The organism is Thiobacter sp. AK1, from assembly GCF_039822265.1.
GTDB lineage: Bacteria > Pseudomonadota > Gammaproteobacteria > Burkholderiales > Thiobacteraceae > Thiobacter > Thiobacter aerophilum.
Genome location: NZ_JBAJEX010000007.1, coordinates 113,369 through 136,995 on the forward strand (window position 1 = coordinate 113,369; position 23,627 = coordinate 136,995).

Annotated in this window: 19 protein-coding genes and 1 other RNA gene; 8 read left to right on the top strand and 12 right to left on the bottom strand. The window is 65.6% G+C overall.

Going from position 1 to position 23,627, the window contains the following annotated elements:
• Window positions 1-4: 4 nt before the first annotated feature.
• The 8 genes from mraY to rnpB all read right to left on the bottom strand — a co-directional run bounded on the left by mraY (window position 5) and on the right by rnpB (window position 8,188).
• Window positions 5-1,096 (bottom strand): phospho-N-acetylmuramoyl-pentapeptide-transferase, encoded by a 1,092-nt coding sequence (mraY, locus tag V6E02_RS09690; protein ID WP_347308591.1) that lies wholly within the window; start codon window positions 1,094-1,096, stop codon window positions 5-7.
• Between the two features lies 1 nt (window position 1,097).
• Entirely contained in the window at window positions 1,098-2,474 is a 1,377-nt protein-coding gene (locus tag V6E02_RS09695) for a UDP-N-acetylmuramoyl-tripeptide--D-alanyl-D-alanine ligase (protein ID WP_347308592.1), read from the bottom strand.
• Complete coding sequence (locus V6E02_RS09700; RefSeq protein ID WP_347308593.1) at window positions 2,474-3,985, bottom strand: UDP-N-acetylmuramoyl-L-alanyl-D-glutamate--2,6-diaminopimelate ligase; 1,512 nt, start codon at window positions 3,983-3,985, stop codon at window positions 2,474-2,476. Before V6E02_RS09700 ends, V6E02_RS09695 begins: the two co-directional genes overlap by 1 nt.
• Window positions 3,982-5,712, bottom strand: coding sequence for a peptidoglycan D,D-transpeptidase FtsI family protein (locus V6E02_RS09705; RefSeq protein WP_347308594.1), 1,731 nt, complete (start codon window positions 5,710-5,712; stop codon window positions 3,982-3,984). Before V6E02_RS09705 ends, V6E02_RS09700 begins: the two co-directional genes overlap by 4 nt.
• The gene (gene ftsL / locus V6E02_RS09710) at window positions 5,709-5,987 is read right to left on the bottom strand and encodes a cell division protein FtsL (RefSeq protein ID WP_347308595.1); all 279 of its coding nucleotides are present in this window, start codon (window positions 5,985-5,987) and stop codon (window positions 5,709-5,711) included. The genes V6E02_RS09705 and ftsL overlap by 4 nt, the downstream gene beginning before the upstream one ends.
• Window positions 5,984-6,928: a 16S rRNA (cytosine(1402)-N(4))-methyltransferase RsmH gene (rsmH, locus tag V6E02_RS09715; RefSeq protein WP_347308596.1), complete on the bottom strand. Its 945-nt coding sequence runs from the start codon at window positions 6,926-6,928 to the stop codon at window positions 5,984-5,986. The genes ftsL and rsmH overlap by 4 nt, the downstream gene beginning before the upstream one ends.
• Window positions 6,925-7,371: a division/cell wall cluster transcriptional repressor MraZ gene (gene mraZ / locus V6E02_RS09720; RefSeq protein WP_347308597.1), complete on the bottom strand. Its 447-nt coding sequence runs from the start codon at window positions 7,369-7,371 to the stop codon at window positions 6,925-6,927. The genes rsmH and mraZ overlap by 4 nt, the downstream gene beginning before the upstream one ends.
• A gap of 294 nt (window positions 7,372-7,665) precedes the next feature.
• An RNA gene (rnpB, locus tag V6E02_RS09725) (RNase P RNA component class A) lies at window positions 7,666-8,188 on the bottom strand.
• Between the two features lie 109 nt (window positions 8,189-8,297).
• Between rnpB and V6E02_RS09730 the strand changes: the two genes are divergently transcribed.
• Window positions 8,298-10,265, top strand: a complete 1,968-nt coding sequence (locus tag V6E02_RS09730; protein ID WP_347308598.1) for a diguanylate cyclase domain-containing protein — start codon at window positions 8,298-8,300, stop codon at window positions 10,263-10,265.
• Window positions 10,266-10,307: 42 nt separating this feature from the next.
• Here V6E02_RS09730 and ppc read toward each other — a convergent pair whose 3' ends face one another.
• Window positions 10,308-13,097: a phosphoenolpyruvate carboxylase gene (ppc, locus tag V6E02_RS09735; protein WP_347308599.1), complete on the bottom strand. Its 2,790-nt coding sequence runs from the start codon at window positions 13,095-13,097 to the stop codon at window positions 10,308-10,310.
• Between the two features lie 221 nt (window positions 13,098-13,318).
• Here ppc and V6E02_RS09740 point away from each other — a divergent pair, with 221 nt between their 5' ends.
• The 3 genes from V6E02_RS09740 (at window position 13,319) to V6E02_RS09750 (ending at window position 16,152) form a co-directional block, all read left to right on the top strand.
• Window positions 13,319-13,831 carry a DUF1269 domain-containing protein gene (locus tag V6E02_RS09740; RefSeq protein WP_347308600.1) on the top strand — a complete coding sequence of 171 codons (513 nt, stop codon included), beginning with the start codon at window positions 13,319-13,321 and terminating at the stop codon, window positions 13,829-13,831.
• A 155-nt stretch (window positions 13,832-13,986) separates the two neighbouring features.
• The gene (locus V6E02_RS09745) at window positions 13,987-14,436 is read left to right on the top strand and encodes a CBS domain-containing protein (protein ID WP_347308601.1); all 450 of its coding nucleotides are present in this window, start codon (window positions 13,987-13,989) and stop codon (window positions 14,434-14,436) included.
• 132 nt (window positions 14,437-14,568) lie between these two features.
• Window positions 14,569-16,152 (top strand): methyl-accepting chemotaxis protein, encoded by a 1,584-nt coding sequence (locus tag V6E02_RS09750; protein WP_347308602.1) that lies wholly within the window; start codon window positions 14,569-14,571, stop codon window positions 16,150-16,152.
• 86 nt (window positions 16,153-16,238) lie between these two features.
• Here V6E02_RS09750 and V6E02_RS09755 read toward each other — a convergent pair whose 3' ends face one another.
• Window positions 16,239-18,638 carry a Lon protease family protein gene (locus tag V6E02_RS09755; protein WP_347308603.1) on the bottom strand — a complete coding sequence of 800 codons (2,400 nt, stop codon included), beginning with the start codon at window positions 18,636-18,638 and terminating at the stop codon, window positions 16,239-16,241.
• Window positions 18,635-19,693: a dihydroorotase gene (pyrC, locus tag V6E02_RS09760; RefSeq protein ID WP_347308604.1), complete on the bottom strand. Its 1,059-nt coding sequence runs from the start codon at window positions 19,691-19,693 to the stop codon at window positions 18,635-18,637. Before pyrC ends, V6E02_RS09755 begins: the two co-directional genes overlap by 4 nt.
• 138 nt (window positions 19,694-19,831) lie before the next feature.
• On the opposite strand from pyrC, the gene V6E02_RS09765 reads away from it, so the two are divergent.
• Both V6E02_RS09765 and V6E02_RS09770 read left to right on the top strand, forming a co-directional pair.
• Window positions 19,832-20,881, top strand: coding sequence for a c-type cytochrome (locus V6E02_RS09765; protein WP_347308605.1), 1,050 nt, complete (start codon window positions 19,832-19,834; stop codon window positions 20,879-20,881).
• Window positions 20,878-21,336, top strand: a complete 459-nt coding sequence (locus tag V6E02_RS09770; protein WP_347308606.1) for a DUF302 domain-containing protein — start codon at window positions 20,878-20,880, stop codon at window positions 21,334-21,336. Before V6E02_RS09765 ends, V6E02_RS09770 begins: the two co-directional genes overlap by 4 nt.
• A gap of 7 nt (window positions 21,337-21,343) precedes the next feature.
• On the opposite strand, the gene rsmI is transcribed toward V6E02_RS09770, so the two are convergent.
• Window positions 21,344-22,210, bottom strand: a complete 867-nt coding sequence (rsmI, locus tag V6E02_RS09775; protein WP_347308607.1) for a 16S rRNA (cytidine(1402)-2'-O)-methyltransferase — start codon at window positions 22,208-22,210, stop codon at window positions 21,344-21,346.
• Between the two features lie 60 nt (window positions 22,211-22,270).
• Between rsmI and V6E02_RS09780 the strand changes: the two genes are divergently transcribed.
• Window positions 22,271-23,257 (top strand): penicillin-binding protein activator, encoded by a 987-nt coding sequence (locus V6E02_RS09780; RefSeq protein WP_347308608.1) that lies wholly within the window; start codon window positions 22,271-22,273, stop codon window positions 23,255-23,257.
• The gene (locus V6E02_RS09785) at window positions 23,254-23,610 is read left to right on the top strand and encodes a YraN family protein (protein WP_347308609.1); all 357 of its coding nucleotides are present in this window, start codon (window positions 23,254-23,256) and stop codon (window positions 23,608-23,610) included. Before V6E02_RS09780 ends, V6E02_RS09785 begins: the two co-directional genes overlap by 4 nt.
• Window positions 23,611-23,627: the final 17 nt, after the last annotated feature.

A 23,627-nucleotide genomic window follows, 5' to 3' on the forward strand; every position in this document is an offset into this window, starting at 1 on the left:
ATGGCTACCTCAGCTTCAGGGTGGACAGACCGATCAGCACCAGGATCATGGTGATGATCCAGAAGCGCACCACCACCTGGGTTTCCTTCCAGCCCTTGAGTTCGTAGTGGTGGTGCAGGGGCGCCATGCGAAACACGCGCTTGCCAGTGAGCTTGAAGGAAGCCACCTGGATCATCACAGACAGCGTCTCCACCACGAACACCCCACCCATGATGAACAGCACGATTTCCTGGCGCACGATCACCGCCACCGCGCCCAGCGCGCCGCCCAGAGCGAGCGCGCCCACATCGCCCATGAACACTTCCGCCGGGTAGGCGTTGAACCACAAAAAGGCAAGACCTGCGCCCGCCATGGCGGCGCAGAACACGGCGAGTTCCCCCGCCCCTGGGATATGGGGCAGACCCAGGTATTTGGAGAACACCGCATGGCCCGCCACGTAGGCGAACACGGCGAGGGCGCTGGCCACCATCACCGTGGGCATGATGGCCAGACCATCCAACCCGTCCGTGAGATTGACGGCATTGCTGGTGCCGACGATCACGAAGTAGGCCAGCACGATGAAGCCGAAGGCGCCAAGGGGGATGGCCACGCTCTTGAAGAAAGGGACGATGAGTTCGGTCTGGGCCGGCAAAGTGACGCTGAAGGCGATGTAGGACGCCGCTGCGAGGGCGATCACCGACTGCCAGAAAAACTTGGCCTTGGCTGACAGCCCCTTGGGGTGACGTTGGACCACCTTGCGGTAATCGTCCACCCAGCCGATGGCCCCGAAGCCGGCGGTGATCAGCATCACGATCCACACGTAGCGGTTGGAAAGATCCGCCCACAACAGGGTGGAGACGATGATCGCCACCAGGATCAAGGCGCCGCCCATGGTGGGTGTGCCCGCCTTGACCAGATGCGTCTGGGGACCATCGTCACGCACCGCCTGGCCGATCTTGTAGGCCGTTAGCTTGCGGATCATGGCAGGGCCGATGAGGAAGGAAATGATCAGCGCCGTGAGCGTGGCCAGCACCGCCCGCAAGGTAATGTAGTTGAACACGTTGAAGGCGCGGATCTGCAAATCGGCTGCCAGCCACTGGGCCAGTTCGAGCAGCATGCTATTCCTCGAGCGCGAAACTCTTCACCACCCGCTCCATCTGCATGAAGCGGGAGCCTTTGACCAACACCGTGACATCCGGCGCCAGCAGGTTTTCCAGATCGGCCAGCAATTCCTCGATACGTTCGAAATGCCAGGCATTGCGTCCGAAGGCCTCGGCCATGGCGCGGGCGTTCTCGCCCAAGCAAAACAACACGTCGATGCCCCGGTCGCGGGCGTAGGCGCCGATCTCCCCGTGGCGTTGCCAGGCGGCCTCGCCCAACTCGCCCATGTCGCCCAAAACCAGCACCCGCTTGCCTGGCATGGCGGCCAGCACGTCGATGGCGGCGCGCATGGAATCGGGGTTCGCGTTGTAGCTGTCGTCGATGAAGGTGGCGCCCAGGATGGCCCGTTTGCGGTTAAGCCGCCCCTTGACCGGTGTCACGCCAGCCAGGCCCGCCGCCACCGTCTGCGCCGGGATACCCAGCGCGGCGGCCACCGCCGCGGCAGCCAAGGCATTGCGCACGTTGTGTACCCCAAGCAGATTCAGCCGGGTGTGGGCGGTGCCGGTGGGCAGCACGAGGCTAAGCTCGGTCCCGTGGGGAGTCATCTCGAAGCGGCCACTCACCGCTGCCGGCCGTTTGAGACCAAAATCGATCACCGGTCGTGTGCCTGCGAGCTCGCGCCAGAACCCGGCGAAGGCCTCGTCGGCATTGATCACGGCGATGCCATCGCTGGCAAGCCCGCCATAGATCTCGCCCTTGGCGCGCGCCACGCCCTCGAGACTGCCCACCCCCGCCAGATGCGCGGCCTGGGCATTGTTGACGAGCGCCACCTGGGGACCGGCCAGGCGGCTGAGATAATCGATCTCGCCGAAGTGATTCATGCCCATCTCGATCACCGCGTAGCGGTGGGCCGGGGTGAGCCGCAACAGCGTGAGGGGCACCCCGATGTCGTTGTTGAGGTTGCCTTCGGTGGCGAGCACCGCCCCTTCGGCTGCGCAGTGGGCGCGCAGGATGGCGGCGGTCATTTCTTTCACCGTGGTCTTGCCATTGCTGCCGGTGATGGCCACCAAGGGAATGGGAAAACGCCGACGCCAGAAGGCCGCCAGCCGCCCCAACGCAAGGCGCGTATCGCCCACCCGCAAAAGGGGCAAGGATGCGGGAAGCGATGGCAGTCGCTCGTCCACCATGGCGGCGATGGCACCGGCCCCACGCGCCTGCTCGAGAAAGTCGTGACCGTCGAAGCGCGGCCCGCGCAGCGCGACGAACAGCGCGCCCGGCCGTAGCGTGCGGGTATCGGTGCTCACCGAAGAAAACGCGACGTCCGCGCCATGGACTTCGCCGCCGATGGCCGCCGCCGCTTCCGTAAGGTGCAGCATCTTCTCCGGTGTGTGCATCACTTCCAGCCCTCCAAGGCGCGCCGCGCCACGTCCACGTCCGAGAACGGCAACCTTTGGCCGCGGATTTCCTGATAGGTTTCGTGTCCCTTGCCAGCGATCAGCACCACGTCGCCGGGGCGTGCCTGGCGAATGGCAAAGTCGATGGCGGCGGCCCGGTCCTCGACCACGTGGTAGTTCGGGCCCATGCCTGCCACGATGTCCTCGATGATGACCATCGGGTCCTCGTTGCGCGGGTTGTCGCTCGTGACCACCACGCTGTCCGAAAGACGCGAGGCCACCTCGCCCATCATGGGACGCTTGCCGCGGTCGCGCTGCCCGCCACAACCAAAGACGCAGATGAGGCGTGCATCCACCGTGGCCGACTTGGATTCGGCGATCACCTCACGCAGCGTGCTCAAGACTTTCTCCAGCGCATCCGGCGTGTGGGCGTAATCCACCACCACCAGCGGCCGCCCCGGCAGCTCGATCTTTTGCATGCGTCCCGGCACCGGCGTCAGTCGCGCCAGGGCACCGACGATGTCCAGGAGGGGAAAACCGCTCGCCCCCAGGGTCGCCAACACGGCCAGCAGGTTGGAGGCGTTGAACCGGCCAAGGATGGGGGATGCCACATGGGCTTCGCCCCAGGGGGTGACCACGTCGAAGGCCAAGCCGCGCGGTGAAACCTCGAGATGCGAGGCGCGGACCTCGCCCGCCTCGAAGCCATAACCCAGCACCGGCGTGCCCGTCCGCCGGCAGCTCTGCGCAAGCTCCCGCCCAAAGGCGTCGTCCAGGTTGAGCACCGCCACCCTAAGCCCCGGCCACTTAAACAGCAGCGATTTGGCGCGGGCATAGCGTTCCATGGTGCCGTGGTAGTCCAGATGGTCGCGCGACAGATTGGTGAGCACCGCGGCCTGGAAGGCCACGCCATTGACCCGTCCCTGATCCAGGGCATGGGAAGACACTTCCATGGCCACACCCGCGATCCCCTGTTCCACGAACGTCTTGAGCAGCTTCTGCAGGCTGACCGGATCGGGGGTGGTGTGGCTGGCCGGCGTGAGCGCGCCCGGCAGGCCATTGCCCAGGGTACCGATGATGGCGGTGGGCCGACCGCAGGTTGTCGCCGCTTGGGCGATCCAGTGAGAGCAGGACGTCTTGCCATTGGTGCCGGTGATGCCCACCATCCACAGCTTGCGCGAGGGATGGCCATGCACCTCAGCGGCAATGAAACCCGCCTTGTAGCGCAGGCCCGCCACCGGCAGATGGGGCACGCGCCAGGCCGGATCCCAGGCGAAACCTTCGGGTTCCCACAGCACCGCCACTGCGCCGGCGGTGATGGCCTGGGGAATGAACTGGCGACCGTCGGCCCGCTCACCCGGGTAGGCGAGGAAGACATCCCCCGGCGCGACACGGCGACTGTCGATGGCGAGCGAACGCACCGCGATGCCCAAGGCATCCAGCAGCCCGAAATCGAAGGTAAGTTGTCCGCCGCCGCCGCGCCCGGTCTCCGGCATCAGGAGTCGCCGCCTCATGTCGACTCTCCCACCACCGGTGCGCTATCCGGCGAGAAGAAGGTGCTGCCCGGGGCATCGGGCGGCACCGACAGCATGCGCAACGCGCCGGCCATGATCTGGGCAAATACCGGGGCCGCCACCTGTCCGCCGTAGTACTGGCCCGCACTGGGCTCGTCGATCATCACCGCGACAATGAGGCGGGGATCGGAAGCCGGCGCCATGCCCACGAAGGAGGCCACATAGCGATCCTCGGCGTAGGTGCCGTTGGCGTTGAGCTTGTGGGCGGTGCCGGTCTTGCCAGCCACCCGGTAACCTGGCACCTGGGCGCGCAAAGCGGTGCCACCGGGCTGCACCACCAGTTCCAGCATGGCGCGCACAGCGCGGGCGGTGGCAGCGGAAAACACGCGCCGGCTCGCGGCGGGGCGGTCCAGTTTCAGCAAAGACAGGTCGCGCAGCTCGCCGTCGTTGGCGAACACGGTGTAGGCACGCGCTAGTTGCAAAAGACTCACCGAGATGCCGTGGCCGTAGGACATGGTGGCCTGCTCGATGGGCCGCCAGGTCTGGGGCGGGCGCACCCGGCCCGCCGCCTCACCGGGAAAACCCACCCCCGGGGGGCTGCCGAAACCGAGCTTGTGAAAGCGGTCCGCCATGTATTCCGCGGGCAGCATGAGGGCCATCTTGGCCGCGCCCACGTTGGAGGATTTCTGGATCACCTGAGCCACGGTGAGTGCACCCGCGGCATGGGCATCGCGTATGGTGGCCGGACCAATGGTGAGATAGCCGGGCGCCGTCTGGATCACCGTATCCGGCCGCACGCGATCCGCTTCCAGGGCCATGGCAACGGTGAAGGGCTTGAGGGTGGAACCGGGCTCGAAGATGTCGGTCACCACCCGGTTGCGCATGTAGGCGGGTGGCACGTCCTTGCTGCGCCGGTTGGGGTTGTAACTGGGCTGGTTGGCCAGCGCGAGCACTTCGCCACTGCGCGCATCCAGCACCACCACGGCACCAGCCTTGGCCCGGTTGAGGATCACCGCGTTCTGCAGCTCGCGATAGGCTAGATACTGAATGTTGCGGTCGATGGAAAGCACCACCGGTTGGCCATCCTGAGGGGCGCGAATGCTTTCCACCCCTTCGATGATGTTGCCCAAACGGTCCTTGAGCACACGCCGGCTGCCGTTGATCCCCGCGAGACGATTGTTGAAGGCGAGTTCCACGCCCTCTTGGCCGCGGTCATCCACGTCCGTGAAGCCCAAGAGATGAGCGGTCTGCTCGCCATAGGGGTAGTAGCGGCGGTACTCCCGCTGCAAAAACACGCCCGGGATGTCGAGCTTCAAGACTTGTTCTGCCTGATCCGGCGGCAGCTGACGCTTGAGATAGACGAACTCGCGGCTGTCCTCCAGTTTGCGCTTGAGGTCCGGCACGGGAAGATTGAGCAGGCGCGCAAGCTTAGCGGTCTGCTCGGCCGTGATTTCCACGTCGCGTGGACTGGCCGCCACCGATTCCACCGGCGTGCTGATGGCAAGCGGCTCGCCGTTGCGATCCAGGATGTTGCCGCGGTTGGCGTTGAGAGTGATGACGCGACTGTAGCGCGCCTCGCCTTTCTGGCGCAGGAAGTCTTTGTTCACCCCCTGCAGATAGAAAGCCCGTCCCACCAGCACGAGGAAGGACGCCACCAGCAACACGAGCAGCAGCCGCGCCCGCCACACGGGCAACCTCACCGGCAGCGTGGCGGCGGGAGCGATCACGGCTGGCCCTCCGCAATAGGCACTAGCACGTGGATGCGCGCAGGCTCCGGCACCTTCATCTGGAGTCGCTCGCTGGCGATTTTCTCGATCCGAGCATGCATGGCCCAAGTGCTCTGTTCCAGTTGGAGCTGGCCGTATTCCGTGTTCATTTGCTTGGCCACTTCCTCGGCATGCTGGAGTTCGGCATAGAGCTTGCGCGCCTTGTGCTGCGATGTCACAACCCCCAGCGCACACACCACGACGATGGCGAGCAGGATCAGATTGAGCCGGGTCATGCCGCAAGCCCCCAGGGCGTGCGTTCCGCCACGCGCATCACGGCGCTGCGCGCGCGGGGATTGGCGTCAATCTCCTGCGCGCTGGGACGCATCGGCTTGCCCACCAGCGCAAGCCGCGGCTTGGGCAGTTGATCGGCACGGAGGGGAAGTTTGGGCAGCAGGGCGTCAGGACGCGCCTCACGCTTGAGGAAACGCTTGACGATACGGTCTTCCAGGGAGTGGAAGCTGATCACCACCAGGCGGCCACCAGGCGCGAGCAACTCCACGCACTGGGGCAGCACTAGCGAAAGCTCCTCGAGCTCCTGATTGATGAAAATCCGTATAGCCTGAAAGGTGCGCGTCGCCGGATCCTGGCCAGGTTCGCGCGTGGGCACGGCTTCAGCCACGATCGCGGCAAGCTTTCGTGTGCTGTCGATTGGCCCTCGCGCGCGCGCCGCAACAATCGCTCTTGCAACCTGTTTAGCAAACCGCTCTTCACCATAATCGGCTATCACCTCCGTCAATTCGCGTTGGTCGACTTCGGCCAGCCAATCCGCGGCTGTCCTCCCCCGGGTGGTGTCCATGCGCATGTCCAGCGGCCCATCCATGCGGAAGCTGAAACCCCGAGCCGCATCGTCGAGCTGTGGCGACGACACCCCCAGGTCCAACAGCACACCGTCCACCTTGTCCACCTGCTCGTGCCGCAACCGGTCTTTCAGTTGAGAGAAGCCCGCGTGGAGCACGGTGAAGCGCGGATCCACGATCATGCGTGCCACCTCGATCGCCTGGGGATCGCGGTCGAAGGCGATGAGACGGCCCTGCGGCCCCAGGCGGCGCAGGATTTCCCGGCTGTGTCCACCACGGCCGAAGGTGGCGTCCACATAGATGCCCTCCGGCTTGACCCGCAACGCATCCACCGCCTCCTTAAGCAGCACCGTCGCGTGCTGCGCATGCTCGCTCACAGGGAGAAATTCCCCAGGTCCGGCGGCAGCACCCGATCGCCCTGAGCGAGCGCCTCCTCCAGCTGGGCGTGCCAGTTGGCCTCGCTCCACACCTCGAAATGGCTGCCCTGTCCCACCAGCATCACCTGCTTCTCAAGACCCGCGAATGCGCGCAGCACCGGCGAGATCAGTACACGTCCTGCCCCATCCATTTCCACGTCCTCGGCAAAACCCACGAGCAGGCGCTGCAAGAGGCTGGCCTGCTTGTCGAAGCTGGGCAAGGACATGATTTTTTGCTGAATGGGTTCCCATTCGGGCTGGGGATAGAGGAGCAGACAACGATGGGGATGCGCGGTGAGCACGAGTCGCCCGCCACCTTGCAGGTGAAGAGCATCTCGATGCCGGGCCGGGACGGCGAGCCGCCCCTTGGCATCGAGACTCAGCGCGGTTGCGCCGCGAAACATCCGCTCCCCCTGGGCGCCATCTCCCACAATCTCCCACTTTTCTCCACTTCGGCCCACTATAGGGGAAAAAAACAGGGGGGTCAAGGGAAAACGAGCCCCCGCCCAAGCATTTTTGCTTGGCGACACAAGGACTTAGCGGCGCGCTGTAGCGGCAGCCATTCGCTCGATAAAAGAATAGGCTAGGACAATATCCTCACGCGGCTTGTACGGTTCAAGCCGTAATTACCTGATTTGCCTTGGAACTACTGCTCAGAGGAAACGGGTTGGAACCCCGGCGCGAGAAGCTGGGGAGGAAAAGGAAGCGGGCCGATAAGCCGGGTTCTGTCGAGGACAGTCATCTATCTGGGCGCAGCGTTACCGTTGCGCTCGAGCAACCTACCCGGGAACGACGCGAGCCACGTCATGGTTCCCCTATTTGGTCTTGCTCCGGGTGGGGTTTGGCGTGCCGTCCGTGTTACCACGTCCGCGGTGGGCTCTTACCCGGCGGGCTTGCGCCCGTCTTCTCCTGGCGGAGAACACCTTTTCACCATCGCCCGGCCCTGCCGCAACCAGCGCGGCTTCCGCTGCTCTGCTTGCTGCTCGTCTCGACACCGACCATAGCCGGCGCATCGAGCTATCGCAACCAGCGCGGCTTCCGCTGCTCTGCTTGGGGGACTTTGCCGCCCTCGCGGGCGGCAAGTCCGGGCCGTCGGCAGTCTGTTTTCTGTGCCACTTTCCATCGCCTCACGGCGTCCGGCCGTTAGCCGGCACCCTGCTCTGTGGAGCCCGGACTTTCCTCCGGCGCGAGAAACGCGCCGGCGACTGTCTGGCCTGCTTCCGCTGCTTAGTATACCCGGGACGCCAGCCGGTTCCCCCGGACTTGGAAAATCCAAGGTTCAAGGATGAGCCACTTGCGCCGATAATCCGGCCTGTCACTGGAACCGCTGATGCTTCTTACCCCCCATTTCCACCGCCGACTCCCCCGGGCCCTCCTCGCCCTCGCCCTCATCGCCCTGATCGAAACCGTGATCATGCTGGCGCTAGATCGCCTCCTGCCGGAGGACACCACGCCCCTGTGGCTAAACACGGCGGCGGACGTGCTGGCGCTCACACTCTTGGCTGCTCCCATTTTCTGGTGGTTGTTCGTCCACCCCAGCCGCACCGCCCTGGAGGAGAGTGAAGAAAACACCCATGCCCTGCTGGATGCCATCGAGGAGTCGGCCCTGCTGTTGAGCCCCGATGGGACGGTGCTGGCCATCAACCAGACCGGCGCGCGCCGCCTGGGGCAGACGCCCCATGCCATGGTGGGCCGGCCCCTGTGGGATTTCCTGCCGCCGGACGTCAGTGCCACGCGCAGTGCGCAGCTCGGCGAAGCGGTGCGCACGGCACGCGCCGTCGTGTTCGAGGACACCCGGGCCGGCCGCAGCTACCGCATCACCCTCCATCCCATCGCCGGCCCCCGCGGCGTGCGTCTGGTGGCCGCCTATGCCCAGGACACCACGGAAAGCCGGCGGCTGGCCGCCATGGAGCGGCTGCTGCGCGAGGCGGACGAATACATCCTGCGCGGCGCGTCATCGCAAACCATCATGACCTTCATCTGCGAGCAGGTGGCGCGCGAGTTTGGGTTTGCGCTCGCCTGGTTCGGGCAGCGCGAGCAGAACGGCGGCGTGCGCCTGGTGGCGGCCGCCGGCCCTGCCACCGCCTTGCGCGAAGAGCTGATGGCCATCGGCGTGCGCTGGGACGACTCCGCCACCGGGCGCGGCCCCACCGGCAGCGCCATCCGGCTTGCGCGCATGCAAATCACCCGGGTGGACGCGCCCGATTTCCGTCCCTGGGTTGCGGCGGCGCGCCAGCATGGTCTCACCAGTGCCGCGAGCCTGCCCCTGGTGATCCGCGGCGAGATCTGGGGCGCCTTCACCGTCTATGCCACGCAGCCTGAGGCCTTCGAGGATGCCCAGCTCAGGCGCGTTTTGGAGCACATCGCCGCGCGCGCCGCGGTGGCGCTGGAGGCAAGCTTCCAGCAGGAAGAGTTGCGCCTGTTGTCGACGGCGCTCGCCCGCGCGGCCAATGCCGTGTTCATCACCGATCGTGAGGGCCGCATCCAGTGGGTGAACGAGGCCTTCAGCCGGCTGTCGGGTTACAGCGCCGCGGAAGCCATCGGCGCGACCCCGCGGCTACTCAAGTCGGGGGTGCACGATGCGGCCTATTACGAGAAGCTCTGGTCCACCATTCTCGCAGGCGAAGTCTTCACCAGCCAGACCACGGAGCGGCGCAAGGACGGCAGCCTCTATACCGTGCGCCAGATCATCACGCCGATCCGCAACGAGGAAGGGGCGATCACCCACTTCATCGCCACCCACGAGGACATTTCGGATGCGCTCGCGGCGCAGGCGCGCATCGAGCACATGGCCCATTTCGATGCCGTCACCGGCCTGCCCAACCGCAGCCTGTTCTTCGACCGGCTCAAGCAGGCCCTGGCGCGCACACGGCGCAACGGCGAAAAGCTCGCCTTGTTCTTTCTGGATCTGGACCGTTTCAAGCCGGTGAACGACCGCTACGGCCACGCCGTGGGGGATGCGCTGCTGGCGGCGGTGGCGGAGCGGCTGACCCGCTGCGTGCGCGAGAGCGACACCGTGGCACGCATCGCCGGCGACGAATTCACCGTTCTGCTTCCCGGCATCACGGGCCGCGAGGATGCGGCGCGGGTGGCGGCGAAGATTCTTAAGGCCATCGGCGAGCCCTTCCAGGAGGGCGGGCACACCCTGCACATCGGGGCCAGCATCGGCATCGCGCTCTTCCCCGACGATGCGGCGGACGGCGAAGCCCTCCTGCGCTGCGCCGACGATGCGATGTATCAGGCCAAGGCGGCGGGCCGCAACACCTACCGCTTCCATCGCGACGCGCCCGCAAACTGAGCGGGTTCCACGTCCCGCATGAGTTGCGACTTGGAACGGCGGTTATCCCGTGTTGCGCATGCCCGCGGCGATGGCGTTGATGGAGCGCAACAGCGGCTCCAGCCAGGGACTGTCCTCGCGCGCGTCGGCGCGAAATTTGGCGAGCAGCACCGTCTGCACGTGGTTTAAGGGATCGAGATACTGGCGCCGCTGGCTAAGCGAAAGGGCGAGTTCGGGATTGTCCGCAAGCAGCGCTGTGCTGTCGCTCACCCGCAGCACCTCTTCCACGGCGCGTGCATATTCGGCGGCGATGAGGGTGTACACGCACTCCCCCAACGCAGGGTCCGTACACAGCTGGGCGTATTCCCGGGCGATGCCGAAATCGGCCTTGGCCAGTGCCATCTGGGCATTGGATAGCAGTGTGCGGAAGAACGGCCAATCACGATACATCTGCCGCAACAGCGCCAGCCGCGCGGGATCGTCACCGCGAAAAGCGGCCAAGGCCGAGCCGATGCCATACCAGGCAGGCAGGGTGTGGCGTGACTGCGCCCAGGCGAACACCCAGGAGATGGCGCGCACCGAGGCGCGGGAGCGGTCGCCCTGGCGACGATGGGGAGGCCGGGAACCAATGTTGAGCAGCCCGATTTCCTGCACCGGCGTGGCCTCGTAGAAGTAATCCAGGAAGCCCGGCGTGCCCTCCGTGAGAGTGCGGTAGGCCTGCTCCCCGGCACGGGCGATTTCGTCCATCGCCGCGGCGTACGCTTCCCGGTCCGTGCGACCGCCGCCCACCAGGTGGCTGCTGGCCTTGAGCACACCCGTGATGCCCAGGGTGAGCTCATAGACCGCGGTCTCCATGTTGTTGTACTTGTAGAACAACACTTCGCCCTGTTCGGTGAGCTTGAGCTCGCCATGCACGGTCCCCGGTGGCTGGGCAAGAATGGCCTCGTGGGTCGGCCCGCCGCCGCGCCCCAGGGTGCCGCCGCGGCCATGGAACAGACGACAGGGAATACCATGGCGCTCGGACACCGCAAGGATGCGTTTCTGCGCCTGATAGAGGGACCAAGCGGAAGCCAGGATGCCGCCGTCCTTGCAGGAATCGGAATAGCCCAGCATCACCTCCTGCGCTTCGCCGAAGGCCGCGATCAGGTGGCGATAGGCGGGTAGGGCATAGAGCTGCTCCAGCACCTGCTCCACGCGGTTTAAATCGTCGATGGTCTCGAACAGGGGACTTGCCCCCAGGTGGCAGAACCAGCGCTCGCCCACGCGTCCCGCCAGTCCGGCCAGCGCGGCGAGCAGCATCACCTCCATGACGTGGCTCGCGCCATGGGTCATGGAGATGACGTAACGCCCGAAGCAAGCCGGTCCCAGCGCGCGCCGGTTGTGGGCGATCACGCGGAACACGCGCAGCGTTTCCTGCGTCTGCTGGCTCAAGGTTTCCGGATCGAACGCCAGCGCATCGGGACGTCCCACCAGCTCGCCCAAGAGGGCGAGCCGGCCTGTTTCATCGAGCGCCACGTAGTCCACGCCCAGCGCCGCACGCAGGATCTCGCCGCAGGCGCGTGTGTGCACGGCGGATTCCTGGCGCACATCGAGCTGGAGCAGATGGAAGCCAAAGGTCTCCACCAGGTGAATGAGATCCGTCAGTTCCGCGTTCGCCACGTCCTCGTCGCCATGCTGGATGAGGGAATCCCGGATGAGATACAGATCCCTAAGCAAGCCTTCTGCGCTTTCGTAACCGAGCTCCTCGCCTTCCAGCGGCGCCCCATCGATGGCTGCCTTAACAGCATCCAGGTTGCGCTTGACGCGATAGCACATCACCGCGAGCTTGCGTCGATAGGGTTCCTGCTGGTAGCGGTGGGGTTGGGCGGGGAAGCGCAGCGCCGCGTAACGCGCATCCTCTTCCAGACTGGCAAGAAACGCCGCCGAAGGTCGGCACATGCGGATGGAGTAGGAAAGCTGGTCCGAGAGTTGTTCCAGGCGACGCAGATATTCCTCCAGCGCGACCCGCGCCTGCATCTGCCAGGCAAGGTCGGTCACCTCCGCGGTCACGCCCGGGTGGCCGTCCCGATCGCCGCCGATCCAGGAGCCGAAGCGCAGAAGGCGGCTCACTTCCAAGCCGGCCGCGGCCTGCTCCCCATAGACGTCGCGCACAGCCCGCCGCAGGTTGCGATAAACCTGCACCGTGGCGGAAAACAGAGAGAGGGGGAAATAGGACAGGCCCGCCCGCAGTTCGTCACGCACGTCCAGCTGGGTGGCGCGCACCTCGTCGGTCTTCCACAGGATCTGGATCTGGCTCGCCAACCTGCGCACCGCCTCGGCACGGAAACTTCCTCGCAGGCGCGCGTCGTCGAGCGCCTCCACGCTCAGGAAGATATTGCGCAGCGCGCCCTTGATGGTGCGCCGCTTGGCCTCCGAGGGATGGGCGGTGATCACAGGCATGAAGCGCAGGCGGCTGATCAGAGCCAGCGCCTCGGCCGCCCCCACGCCGGCTTCCTTGAGGCCCCACAGGGTGTCGTGGAAGGAGCCGGGCCACATGTGGGCGTGCGCCCGTACAGCGTGGCGCCGGCGGCGCAACGCCACGAACTCCTCGGCAATATAGAGCAGACCGAAATACACCCCGGCGGCCCGCACGATCTGGGTGATCGATTCTGGATCGAGGCGCTCGATGAGCGCCCGTAAAACCTGGCGACGACGCGGATCGTCCTGGTCCCGCAGGCGCGTAAAGCCCCGCCGCAGCTCGCCCAAGGCGGTGAACACGGCCGGCGGCAGCTGGCGCTTGAGGATGCGGGAAAGCAGCAGGCTCAGCAGGCGTTCGCGCTGTCTGAGCTCGCGGCCGTAGGAGACGGTGTCCATGGTGGGCAATTGGGCAGGACTCGGAAAAACGTGCAATCTTGCCATGAGTCGGGCACTCTGGGCAGCCCTGGCCGGCTTTGACAATTCCCGACCATTCGACTACACAAAAAACGCAGGGTCGTCTCGGCCGGCCCTGGTCCATCTCCCGGGGGGCGGGCCCGCCGAGTGCCATCGCCCGACCCGCGCAAGCCCCGCCTCCCTTTGCCACGAGGAGGTCAGACATGCGACGCAGACTCTATTTCCTGTTGCCGGACACCACCAGCGCCCGGCAGGTGGTGGACGATCTCTTGCTGGCCCGCGTCGAGGAGCGGCACATGCACGTCCTGGCCCGCGACGACATCCCTTTGGAGGGGCTGCATGAAGCATCCATCCTGCAGAAGTCCGACATCGTGCACGGTGCCGAGGCCGGGCTGGTGGTGGGCGCCATCGCCGGCGTGGTGGCGGGGCTGGTGGTGCTCGCCTTCCCGCCGGCCGATACGCCGCTGCGACTGGTGACCTTGCTTCTCACCACCATGCTGGGCGCGGGCTTTGGTGCCTGGGTATCCAGCATGATTGCCAGCTCCATACCCAACTCGCGCCTAAAGGCCTTCGAGCATGCCATCGCCGACGGGCAAATCCTGCTCATGGTGGACGTGCCTGCCTCGCGGGTGCGGGAGATTCGTGAACTGGTAAGCCGCCGCCATCCGGAAGCCAGTGGCGGCACGCAAGACCCCACCATCCCCGCCTTTCCCTGAAGCGGCCGCCCCCTCGGCCGCGGCCCCCTACGGGGCCATTTTTTTGTCTGCCGATCCCCTTTCCTGCGGGCCCCGAACTCGGCGCGCGCGACGGGGGCGGGAAAAACCTCTACCATTGCAGGGTATCGTCAACCGTGGATCGCAAGGAGTCCGTCATGCCGATCGGAGAAATCTGCAACCGTGAAGTCGTCATCGCCTTCGCCCGGGAAAACGCGCTGGAAGCCGCCAAGCTCATGCGCCAGTACCACGTGGGGGATGTCATCATCGTGGAAGAAAAAGATGGGCGACGGGTGCCGGTGGGCATCGTCACCGATCGTGATCTGGTGATCGAGGTGATAGCCAAGGAAGTGGACCCGTCCTTGTTTCGAGTGGGCGAGCTGATCACCCGGGAGCTCGCCACCGCGCGCGAACAGGATGGCGTCTATGAGACCATCCAGCGCATGCGCGTGCACGGCGTGCGGCGCATGCCTGTGGTGGACCAGGAAGGCGCCCTAGTGGGCATCGTCTCCCTCGACGACTTGCTCGCCCTGCTCGCCGAAGAAATGATGGCGCTCGCCCGCATCACCACCCGCGAACAGGAAGTGGAGGCCGCGCTGCGCCGCTGACATGCCGAGGGCATCGACCGGAGTTCGCTCCGGTCGGCAGCGCCGCGACACCTCAAGAATCCACCGGCCACGCCGATACTGCGCAAGAATGGCCTTCGGGCCACGTTTCGGATGATCGAAGAGGAGAGCATCATGCGGCGCAACCTGCCGGTGACACAGCAGGAATACGATTATCGGCCCGGCGCAGTGATCATTTCCAAGACCGACGCCAAGGGCATCATCCTGGATGCCAACGACGACTTCGTCGAGATTTCTGGCTACAGCCGGGAAGAACTCATCGGCCAGCCCCACAACATCCTGCGTCACCCGGATATGCCGCCCGCGGCCTTCGCCGATCTGTGGGCGACCATCAAACGCGGCAAGCTCTGGAACGGCATCGTCAAGAACCGGCGCAAGAACGGCGATCACTACTGGGTGGAAGCCAATGTGGCGCCCATCTTCGAGCAGGGCCGCATCGCAGGCTATGTGTCGGTGCGGGTGAAACCCACGCGGGAGCAAATCGCCGCGGCGGAGAAACTCTACGCCGAGATCAACGCCGGTCGCGCCCGGCTGGGCGGGCTGTGGCAGCGTCTGGCCGCCGTGAGCTTGCGCACGAAGATCTGGATCGTGGCCGCGGTGATCGGTCTAGTGCCAGTGGTAGCCTGGGTCGCTGGCTTGCCCAGTGGCCTCACCGCCCTGGCAAGCCTTCTGCTCACCCTGGGGCTTGCGCCCCTGGCCATCGCCAGCGTCGTGCGCCCTATCGAGGCCCTGCGCGACACCATGATCGCCACCCAGGGCGACGGCGAGCTCACTCGGCGGGCACCGGTGCGGGGCGACGATGAAATCGGCCAGATGGCCAAGGCCTACAACGCCCTCATGCTCACGCTCAAGGGCATCACCCAGGAGATCCGCACCAATGTCGTAACCCTGGAACGCGTCTCGCGCAGCCTATTGGAAAGCGCCGACCAGGTGCGCGCGAGCGTCGAAGGCCAGACCGCGGCGGCCCAGGAGAGTGCGGCGGCGGTGGAGGAACTGTCGGCCAGCGTGGCCTCGGTGGTGGAGCTGGGACAGCAGGTGCGGGGCGATGCGCACCAGAGCCTGGAACAGACCCACCGGGCCAACGAGGGCATTTCCAGCATGGCGGGCCAGATCGACCGGGTGGAGAACCTGGTGCGGCGCATGGCCCAGTCGGTGGAAGCCTTTGTCACCCGTGCCGCCCGAATCAGCCAAATGACGCGCCAGGTGAAGGAAATCGCCGATCAGACCAATCTGCTCGCCCTTAACGCCGCCATTGAAGCCGCCCGTGCCGGGGAGGCTGGTCGCGGCTTTGCCGTGGTCGCCGACGAAGTGCGCAAGCTGGCGGAAAAATCCGCCCTCACCGCCCAGGAGATCGATGGCGTGACCCACACCATCGAGGCGGAAAGCAAGACCGTGCAGCAGACGGTGCAACAGGGGCTAGGACACTTCAGCGAAATGCAGGAGGCGATGGAAGCCTTCGCGGAGCTCATGGCGGTCTCCGGCCATGCGGTGCGCCAGGCCGCAGGCCGCATGGACGAGGTGGGCAACGCCACCCGGGAACAGGCGCAGGCCATCCAGGACATCTCCATCCAGATCGCGCGCATCGCCGAAAACGGCGATCGCACGGTGGCCATCATGCGGGACGCCTGCGACCTCACCAGCCAGCTCGAGGAAATGGCGCGCCATCTCTTGGACAGCGTCGCCCGCTTCCGCACCTAGGCACTGGGACGGGGAAACAAGGACAGCATAAGCCGCGACCCCAGGGCGGCCCCACCCCACTGGGCGCGGCTTTGGCCGCGATCCACTCAGTCTTGTTTCTTCCTCTTCTTTTTGCTGCCAGTGCCAACGAATTCCTGACGGATCAATGACAGTTCGTAAAGCTGGGCCGCCACCCGCCAGTTGATGCTACCTTCCGGCAGGTTGCCCTGCTCATCGGGCAGGCCGGCGGGAATGCCCGTCAACAGCTCGATGGCTTCGTCCACGGTTTCGACGGCATAAACATGGAAGCGGCCGGCGGCGCAGGCCTCGCGCACCTCGCGCTTGAGCATGAGATGCTTCACGTTCGCCGCCGGAATGAGCACGCCTTGCTCGCCGCTGAGGCCCCGCGCCGCGCAGATGTCGAAAAAACCCTCGATCTTTTCGTTCACCGCACCGATGGCCTGCACTTGACCAAATTGATTGACCGAGCCCGTCACCGCCAGCGACTGGCGGATGGGAGCCTGAGCCAAGTCGGAAAGCAGCGCACACAGCTCGGCCAAGGAGGCGGAATCGCCCTCCACGTAGCCGTAGGATTGCTCGAACACCAGGCTCGCCGACAGGGACAACGGCCGACTGCGCGCGTAGCGGGCGGCCAGGAAGGAAGCAAGGATCATCACGCCCTTGGAATGGATGGCCCCCGACAGTTCCACCTCGCGCTCGATGTTGATCACGTCGCCATCACCGATGCGGGTGGTCGCCGTGATGCGCGTGGGATGGGCGAAACGCCCTTCACCCAGTTCCACCACCGACAGGCCATTGATGCTGCCCACCGTGGCGCCATCGGTGTCGATGAGTAAGGTGCCGCGCAGGATCTCCTCCTGGATCCGGCGCTTGATGCGATCGCTGCGCGCCTCCATGGCGGTGATGGCCGCATCCACGTGGCTCGCCTCCACTTGCGTGGCGCCGGCTTGGCGTGCCCAGTGGTCCGCCTGGCGCAGCAGATCCGCGACACTGCGCATGTGGGCCGTGAGTCTTTCCGCGTCCTCGGCCAGACGCGAAGCATGCTCCACCACCCGCGCCACGGCCGTGCGCCTAAACGGCAGCAGTCCCTCGCGCCGCGCCAGGGTGGCGATCAGCCGCGCATAGAGCTGCGCGTTGCGGTCGTCGCGCGGCAGGCTGTCCTCGAAGTCCGCCGCCACTTTGAACAGTTCCGGAAACTCCGGATCCAGCTCCTGCAGCAGGAAATAGAGGAAGCGCTCACCCAGCAGCACGACCTTCACGTCGAGCGGAATCTCCTCCGGCTCGAGGGAGACGGTGGGCACCAGACTCAGCAACTGGCCCACCGATTCGATGCGCAGAGAGCGGGCATAGAGCGCGCGCTTGAGCGCCTCCCAGGCAAAGGGCTGGGCCAGCAGCCGGTGCGCCTCCACCAACAGGTAGCCGCCATTGGCGCGATGCAACGCACCGGGCTTGATCAGGGTGAAGTCCGTGACCAGCGCGCCCATCTGGGCGAGATGCTCCACGCGGCCGATAAGATTGTTGTAGGTGGGATGGTCCTCGGCGACGATGGGCGCGCCCCGCGAGGCACCGTGATCCACCAGCAGGTTCACCTGATAACGGTGGAGCACGGACAACTCCGGGCCGAGGCTGGTGGCTTCCTGCTTTAAGAAAAGTTCGGTGTGGGCCAGCACGTCTTCGCGCACGGCCTGCAGATAGGCCGCCACCTCGGGCAAGTCCTGGTAGGCGGCGAACAGCTCGTCCATGAGCTGTCCCACCGCCAGATCGGCGGTTTCCTGATTCAGCCGCGTCAAGGCATCGCGCATTTCGCGCCGCCATTTCGGAATATCGCGCAGGATCGCTTCCAGGCGGCCCTGATAAGCAGCCACCTGCTCGTCGATTTGCTTCTTTTCCGCGTCCGGCAGTTTGTCGTACTCCTCCGGCGAGAGCACCCGACCCTCGCGAATGGGCGCGAAAACGAAGCCATCCGGTGTTCGCAGCAGGGCGATGCCATGCGCAGCGGCATCGTCGCCCAGTGCCGTGAAGGCCTTCTCTTGCCGCTCGTTGAACTCGTTGTGAATGGCCTCCACACGCGCCCGATACTGGTCCGACTCGAAGGCACCGGGAATCGCCACACGCAGCTCCTCCACCAGCCTTGCCATGTCTTCGCGCAAGCGGACCCCGCGCCCTGCCGGCAGGCGCAGCGCGCGCGGGCGGTGAGCTTCTTTGAAGTTGTGCACGTAGCACCAGTCGTCCGGCACCGGTGCCTGGGCGGCGCTTTCCCGAAGCAGCTGCTCCACCAGAGAGCGTTTGCCCGTGCCGGGTGGCCCGAGCGCGTAGAGGTTGTAGCCATCATGGCGCATGCCGGCACCGAAACGGATGGCCGCCTCGGCGCGCGCCTGACCGATGAATTCCGTGAGTTCCGGCACCTCCTCCGTGGTTTCGAAGGGAAAGCAGGCAGGGTCGCAGGCACGGAACAAGCGCTCCGGGGGTAGGGCTTCCAGGCTCATGGGTTTTTCGTTTCGTTGGGTTTGGTGGGGAGGAGCCGCCAAGCCACGGTCTCGCCAGCGCGCAGCGGCACCAGCGTATCCTGGCCGAAGGCAAGCTCCGACGGCACCGTCCAAGGCGCGCGCACCAGGGTAAGCGTGTCGCGGTTGCGCGGCAGGCCATAGAAATCCGCGCCATGAAAGCTCGCAAAGGCCTCGAGGCGTGACAGCGCCCCCATCGCCTCGAATACCTCGGCATAAAGTTCGATAGCCGCATGGGCCGTATAGATGCCGGCACAGCCACAGGCGCTCTCCTTCGCGTGGCGGGCATGGGGCGCGCTGTCGGTCCCGAGGAAAAACTTGGGATTGCCGCTTATGGCGGCCGCAAGCAGCGCCTGGCGATGCCGCTCCCGCTTAAGCACCGGTAGGCAGTACATGTGGGGCCGGATGCCACCGGCAAACATGGCATTGCGGTTGTAGAGCAGGTGATGCACGGTGAGCGTGGCGGCCACCTGCGGCGGCGCTTCCTGCACGAACTGCACGGCATCGCGCGTGGTGATGTGCTCCAGCACCACCTTCAGGCGGGGAAAGCGTGTCAAAAGCGGAAGCAGCACGCGCTCGATGAATACCGCCTCGCGGTCGAATACATCCACTTGGGGATCGGTGACCTCGCCATGGATGAGCAGGGGCATGCCCACCTCTTCCATGACCGCCAGGGTGGCATGGCAGCGCGAGATGTCGGTGACCCCGGCATCGGAATGGGTAGTGGCGCCCGCCGGATAGTATTTGACGCCGTATACGAAGCCACTGGCGCGCGCTGCGCGAATCTCTGCCGGCGGCGTGTTGTCCGTAAGATAAAGGGTCATCAGCGGCTCGAAAGCAAGGCCCGGGGGCAGCGCCGCGAGAATCCGCTGGCGATAGGCCCGCGCCGCTCCCGTGGTGGTCACCGGTGGCTTCAGATTGGGCATGACGATGGCACGCGCGAAACGCCGCGCCGTGTCCGGCAGCACGAAAGCCAGCGCGGCGCCATCACGCAGATGCACATGCCAGTCGTCCGGGCGGGTGAGAGTAAGTTGCATGGCGCGCGAACGCAGTCGAAGAAGGCTGGCAGTATAGCCCATGGCCGCAGCCACAGCGCAGGGGCGCAACGTTCGCCTTTGCAGACATGGACGATTCGGCTATATTTTAGGAGTTTCGTATCCTGAAAGGAGTCTTCCATGATCCCCTTTCGTCGGCTTTGCATGCCGTTCGTGCTGGGGCTTTTCGCCTGCCTGATGGGAACCGCTCACGCCGTGGACGGCGCCACGCTCTATTCCAGAAACTGCGCCGCCTGTCACGGCGAAGACGGACGGGGCGGCATTGGTGTGCCCCTGGCTCTACCTTCCTTCCAGGCCACGGTGGACGACGAGTATCTACGTCGCACCATCCGCCTCGGCCGTCCCGGCCGGGTAATGCCCGCCTTCACCCAGTTGAGCGAGACGGAAGTCGATGCCCTCATCGCGCACCTGCGCAAGTGGCATACGGGTAAGCGGCCGGTCTTCGACCGCAAGCCCATCAAGGGCGATGCGACACGCGGCGAGCGCCTGTTCGGACGCTACTGCGCCGGCTGTCACGGCGCCCGCGGAGAAGGCAGCCATGGCACGGGGGTGACTTTCTCGCGTCCACGCGATCTACCCATCATGCCGCCAGCCCTCAACAATCCGGGCTATCTCGCCTCCGCCAGCGATGCCCAGATCCGCAACACTCTGGTCAAGGGTCGCGCAGGCACGCCGATGGTGGCCTTCAAGCCACGTGGGTTATCCGATCGCGATCTCGACGACATCGTGGCCTTCGTGCGCAGCCTTGAGAAGCGCCCGCCGACCACGGCGATACCGGATACGGATCAGCCGGTATTCATCGTCGATTCGCCCTATGATCTGGCGACCACGGTGGAGAACGTCAAGCGCGCAGCAACCTCCAACAACTTCGTGTTCATCCGGGAACAGAAGCTCGATGCCGGCATCGTCCCCGAGGGCCAGGAAAACCCCAGGCAGCACATCGTCTATTTCTGCAATTTCGGCATGCTCAACCAGGCGCTCGCCATCGATCCGCGCGTGGGTCTGTTTCTGCCCTGCCGCATCACGGTGGTGGAACAGGACGGCAAGGTGCGCATGATGAGCATCAATCCCAAACGTCTGGCGAAGATCTTCAACAACAGCGAGCTTAATGAAATGTGCGATCAGATGACCAAGCTCTACCAGACCATCATGGAGGAGGCCGCCCTATGAAACGACTCGCCCCCTGCCTGGGTGCGCTGTTCCTCGGCTTGGCGCTGAGCGTCTCCGCCTGGGCGGACCAGCTGCTGATCGTGCGTTCGGCCCAGAACTTCGAAGAGGCCATGGCCACGCTGCAAACGGCTATCGCCGCACGCGGCTACAAGGTGGCCAAGGTGCAGCGTGTGGACGTGGGACTGGAAATGAAGGGCTATAAGACCGATCGCTACCGCGTGGTGTTCTATGGCCGACCGGGTGAGGTGGAACGGCTGGCCGCCGCGCATCCGGAGTTGATTCCCTACCTGCCGCTCAACGTGGCCATCTTCGCCGAGGAAGGTCAGACCCTCCTTACCGCGGCACGTCCCACTGTGCTCAAGGAATTTTTTCCACAGCCCGATCTCGCGCCAGTGTTCGAGCGCTGGGAAAAAGACCTAGTGGATATCTTCGACGAGGTGCGCGCCACGCGCTGATGCGCCTTCAGCGTACCTGTAATTCCAGGGCGAGCGCGTAGAGCGCCTTGCGCGTCATACCGGTGATCTGGGCGGCAAGCCGGGCGGCCTGGCTTGCCGGCAGCTCCTGCAATAGGATGCCGAGCACACGCCGCGCCTCCCCTTCATCCGCCACCTGGGCCGCCGCGCCGGAGACGATCAGCACAAACTCACCGCGGCTGCGTTGAGGATCCTGCTTGAGCCAGGCCAGCCCCTCCGCCACGCTACAGACGTGAATCTCCTCAAACAGTTTGGTGAGCTCGCGCGCCACGACCAAGGTGCGCTCCGGCTCGAACAGCGTTGCGAAATCGGCGAGGGTGGCCGCGATGCGGTGGGGCGATTCATAAAACGCCAGGGCATAGGGCAGACCCTTCAGCGAAGTCAGGAGACTGCGGCGTGCCGCCGTCTTTGCCGGCAAGAAGCCATACCAGAGCAAGTGTGGGTCCGAAAGCCCCGCCACCGACCAGGCCGCCGTCAACGCGCTCGGGCCCGGCACGGGCACCACTCTGAGGCCGGCGGCGCGCACTGCCGCCACCACTCGTGCGCCGGGGTCGCTCACCCCAGGCGTGCCAGCATCGGTGACCAGGGCCACCGACTCGCCCTGCTTAAGGGCCTCGACGATCTTGCGAGCACCGGCCTGCTCGTTGTGCTCGTGCACGGAAAAAATGGGCTTAGCAAGCCCGAGATGGGCCATGAGCCCCGCGGTGATGCGCGTGTCCTCTGCCGCCACGCGGTCCACCGCGGCCAGCACGTCGATGGCCCGCAGGGTGATGTCCTTCAGATTACCGATGGGGGTGGCCACCACGTATAATGATCCGCGTTGCCCCGCCTTCTGTCCTGCATGCGCTTGCGTCATTTCCTCGTCCTGCTGCTGTGTGCATCCTGGTTGGCATCCCGCCCGCTGTGGGCATTGGAGGTGAGCCTATCAGAGAATGGGCCGCACATCGCCCTGCTGCTGCCCTTGAACGACCCCGCTTTGCGCCTCCCCGCCGAGGCCGTGCGCCAGGGCTTCGCGGCTGCCGCCGCGGTTCAGAATGCGCCGGCCTGGCGTGTCTATTTGTGCGGCGACGAAGCAGAGACGGTGGCAGCCTACGAGCAGGCAGTCGCTGCCGGCGCGCGTATGGTGGTCGGCCCGCTCACGCGCTCTGCGGTGGTCGCGCTGGTCCGCAGCGGCAAGGTGAGCGTCCCAACCCTCACCCTTAGCCTGCCAGAGTTTAAGGGGTTGACGCTGCCGCCTACCCTGCTGTTGTTTGGCCTGTCCGCCGAGGAAGAAGCGCGCCAGGTGGCGGATCTCGCCTGGCGCGATGGCCGCCGCGAGGCCGTGATCGTGGTGGCCGATACACCGCTCGCGCAACGCATGCAGGCGGCGTTCCGCGCCCGCTGGCAGGCACTCGGCGCGCGTGTCGCAGGCCAGCTGCGCTTCATACCCGGGGGTGAAGCCGCGCTCAAGGGCACCGTGCTGCAGGCCGGAGCAGATATGGTCTTCCTCGCCACCACCGCGCAAGAGGCCCGCGCGGTGCGGCCCTATCTGCCGCCGCTAATACCCGTGTATGCCACCTCCCAAGCCTTTGGCGGGCGGCTGCAGGACCCGCGCAACGTGGATCTCACCGGTGTGCGTTTCGTGGACATGCCCTGGCTCATCGAGCCGGATCATCCCGCAGTCATGATCTACCCGCGCCCGCAGCCCGCCCTCAACGTCGAGCTGGAACGGCTCTATGCGCTGGGCATCGACGCCCAGCGTCTGGCCAGTCTTCTGTGGCAAGACGGTGCGCGTCCGGGCGCCACCCTCGACGGTGTCACCGGCCAGCTGACCATCGGTGAAGACCAGATCGTGCACCGCCAAGGCGTGCCCGCTGGATTCCAGCAGGACACGGTGGTGGTGTTGGAACTGCCTACGCCATGAAAAACGCCCGCTCACGCGGCGAAGCGGCAGAACAGGTGGCACTGGCCCATCTGCTGGCCCAGGGCCTCAGCCTGGTCACCACACACTATCGGTCCCGTTTCGGGGAGATCGACCTCATCCTGCGCGACGGCCCCACCTTGGTATTCGTGGAAGTGCGCCTGCGTTCCAGTCAACGCTTCGGCGGCGCTGCCGCCAGCATCACGGCGCACAAGCAGCAACGCATCATCGCCACTGCACGCCAGTTCCTCGCCAGCCAGAAGCGGCTGCCGCCTTGTCGCTTCGACGTGGTATTGCTTGGCACCGGCCAACCCCCCACGATAGAATGGCTGCGCAACGCCTTCAGCGCCGACTGATTCCGGCTCGACCACCG

Excerpts from the sequence above, each read along its gene's own strand:
- mraY (WP_347308591.1), bottom strand. The coding sequence starts at position 1,096 with ATGCTGCTCGAACTGGCCCAGTGGCTGGCAGCCGATTTGCAGATCCGC.
- V6E02_RS09695 (WP_347308592.1), bottom strand. The coding sequence starts at position 2,474 with ATGCACACACCGGAGAAGATGCTGCACCTTACGGAAGCGGCGGCGGCC.
- V6E02_RS09700 (WP_347308593.1), bottom strand. The coding sequence starts at position 3,985 with ATGAGGCGGCGACTCCTGATGCCGGAGACCGGGCGCGGCGGCGGCGGA.
- ftsL (WP_347308595.1), bottom strand. The coding sequence starts at position 5,987 with ATGACCCGGCTCAATCTGATCCTGCTCGCCATCGTCGTGGTGTGTGCG.
- mraZ (WP_347308597.1), bottom strand. The coding sequence starts at position 7,371 with ATGTTTCGCGGCGCAACCGCGCTGAGTCTCGATGCCAAGGGGCGGCTC.
- V6E02_RS09730 (WP_347308598.1), top strand. The coding sequence starts at position 8,298 with ATGCTTCTTACCCCCCATTTCCACCGCCGACTCCCCCGGGCCCTCCTC.
- ppc (WP_347308599.1), bottom strand. The coding sequence starts at position 13,097 with ATGGACACCGTCTCCTACGGCCGCGAGCTCAGACAGCGCGAACGCCTG.
- V6E02_RS09740 (WP_347308600.1), top strand. The coding sequence starts at position 13,319 with ATGCGACGCAGACTCTATTTCCTGTTGCCGGACACCACCAGCGCCCGG.
- V6E02_RS09745 (WP_347308601.1), top strand. The coding sequence starts at position 13,987 with ATGCCGATCGGAGAAATCTGCAACCGTGAAGTCGTCATCGCCTTCGCC.
- V6E02_RS09750 (WP_347308602.1), top strand. The coding sequence starts at position 14,569 with ATGCGGCGCAACCTGCCGGTGACACAGCAGGAATACGATTATCGGCCC.
- V6E02_RS09755 (WP_347308603.1), bottom strand. The coding sequence starts at position 18,638 with ATGAGCCTGGAAGCCCTACCCCCGGAGCGCTTGTTCCGTGCCTGCGAC.
- pyrC (WP_347308604.1), bottom strand. The coding sequence starts at position 19,693 with ATGCAACTTACTCTCACCCGCCCGGACGACTGGCATGTGCATCTGCGT.
- V6E02_RS09765 (WP_347308605.1), top strand. The coding sequence starts at position 19,832 with ATGATCCCCTTTCGTCGGCTTTGCATGCCGTTCGTGCTGGGGCTTTTC.
- V6E02_RS09770 (WP_347308606.1), top strand. The coding sequence starts at position 20,878 with ATGAAACGACTCGCCCCCTGCCTGGGTGCGCTGTTCCTCGGCTTGGCG.
- rsmI (WP_347308607.1), bottom strand. The coding sequence starts at position 22,210 with ATGACGCAAGCGCATGCAGGACAGAAGGCGGGGCAACGCGGATCATTA.
- V6E02_RS09785 (WP_347308609.1), top strand. The coding sequence starts at position 23,254 with ATGAAAAACGCCCGCTCACGCGGCGAAGCGGCAGAACAGGTGGCACTG.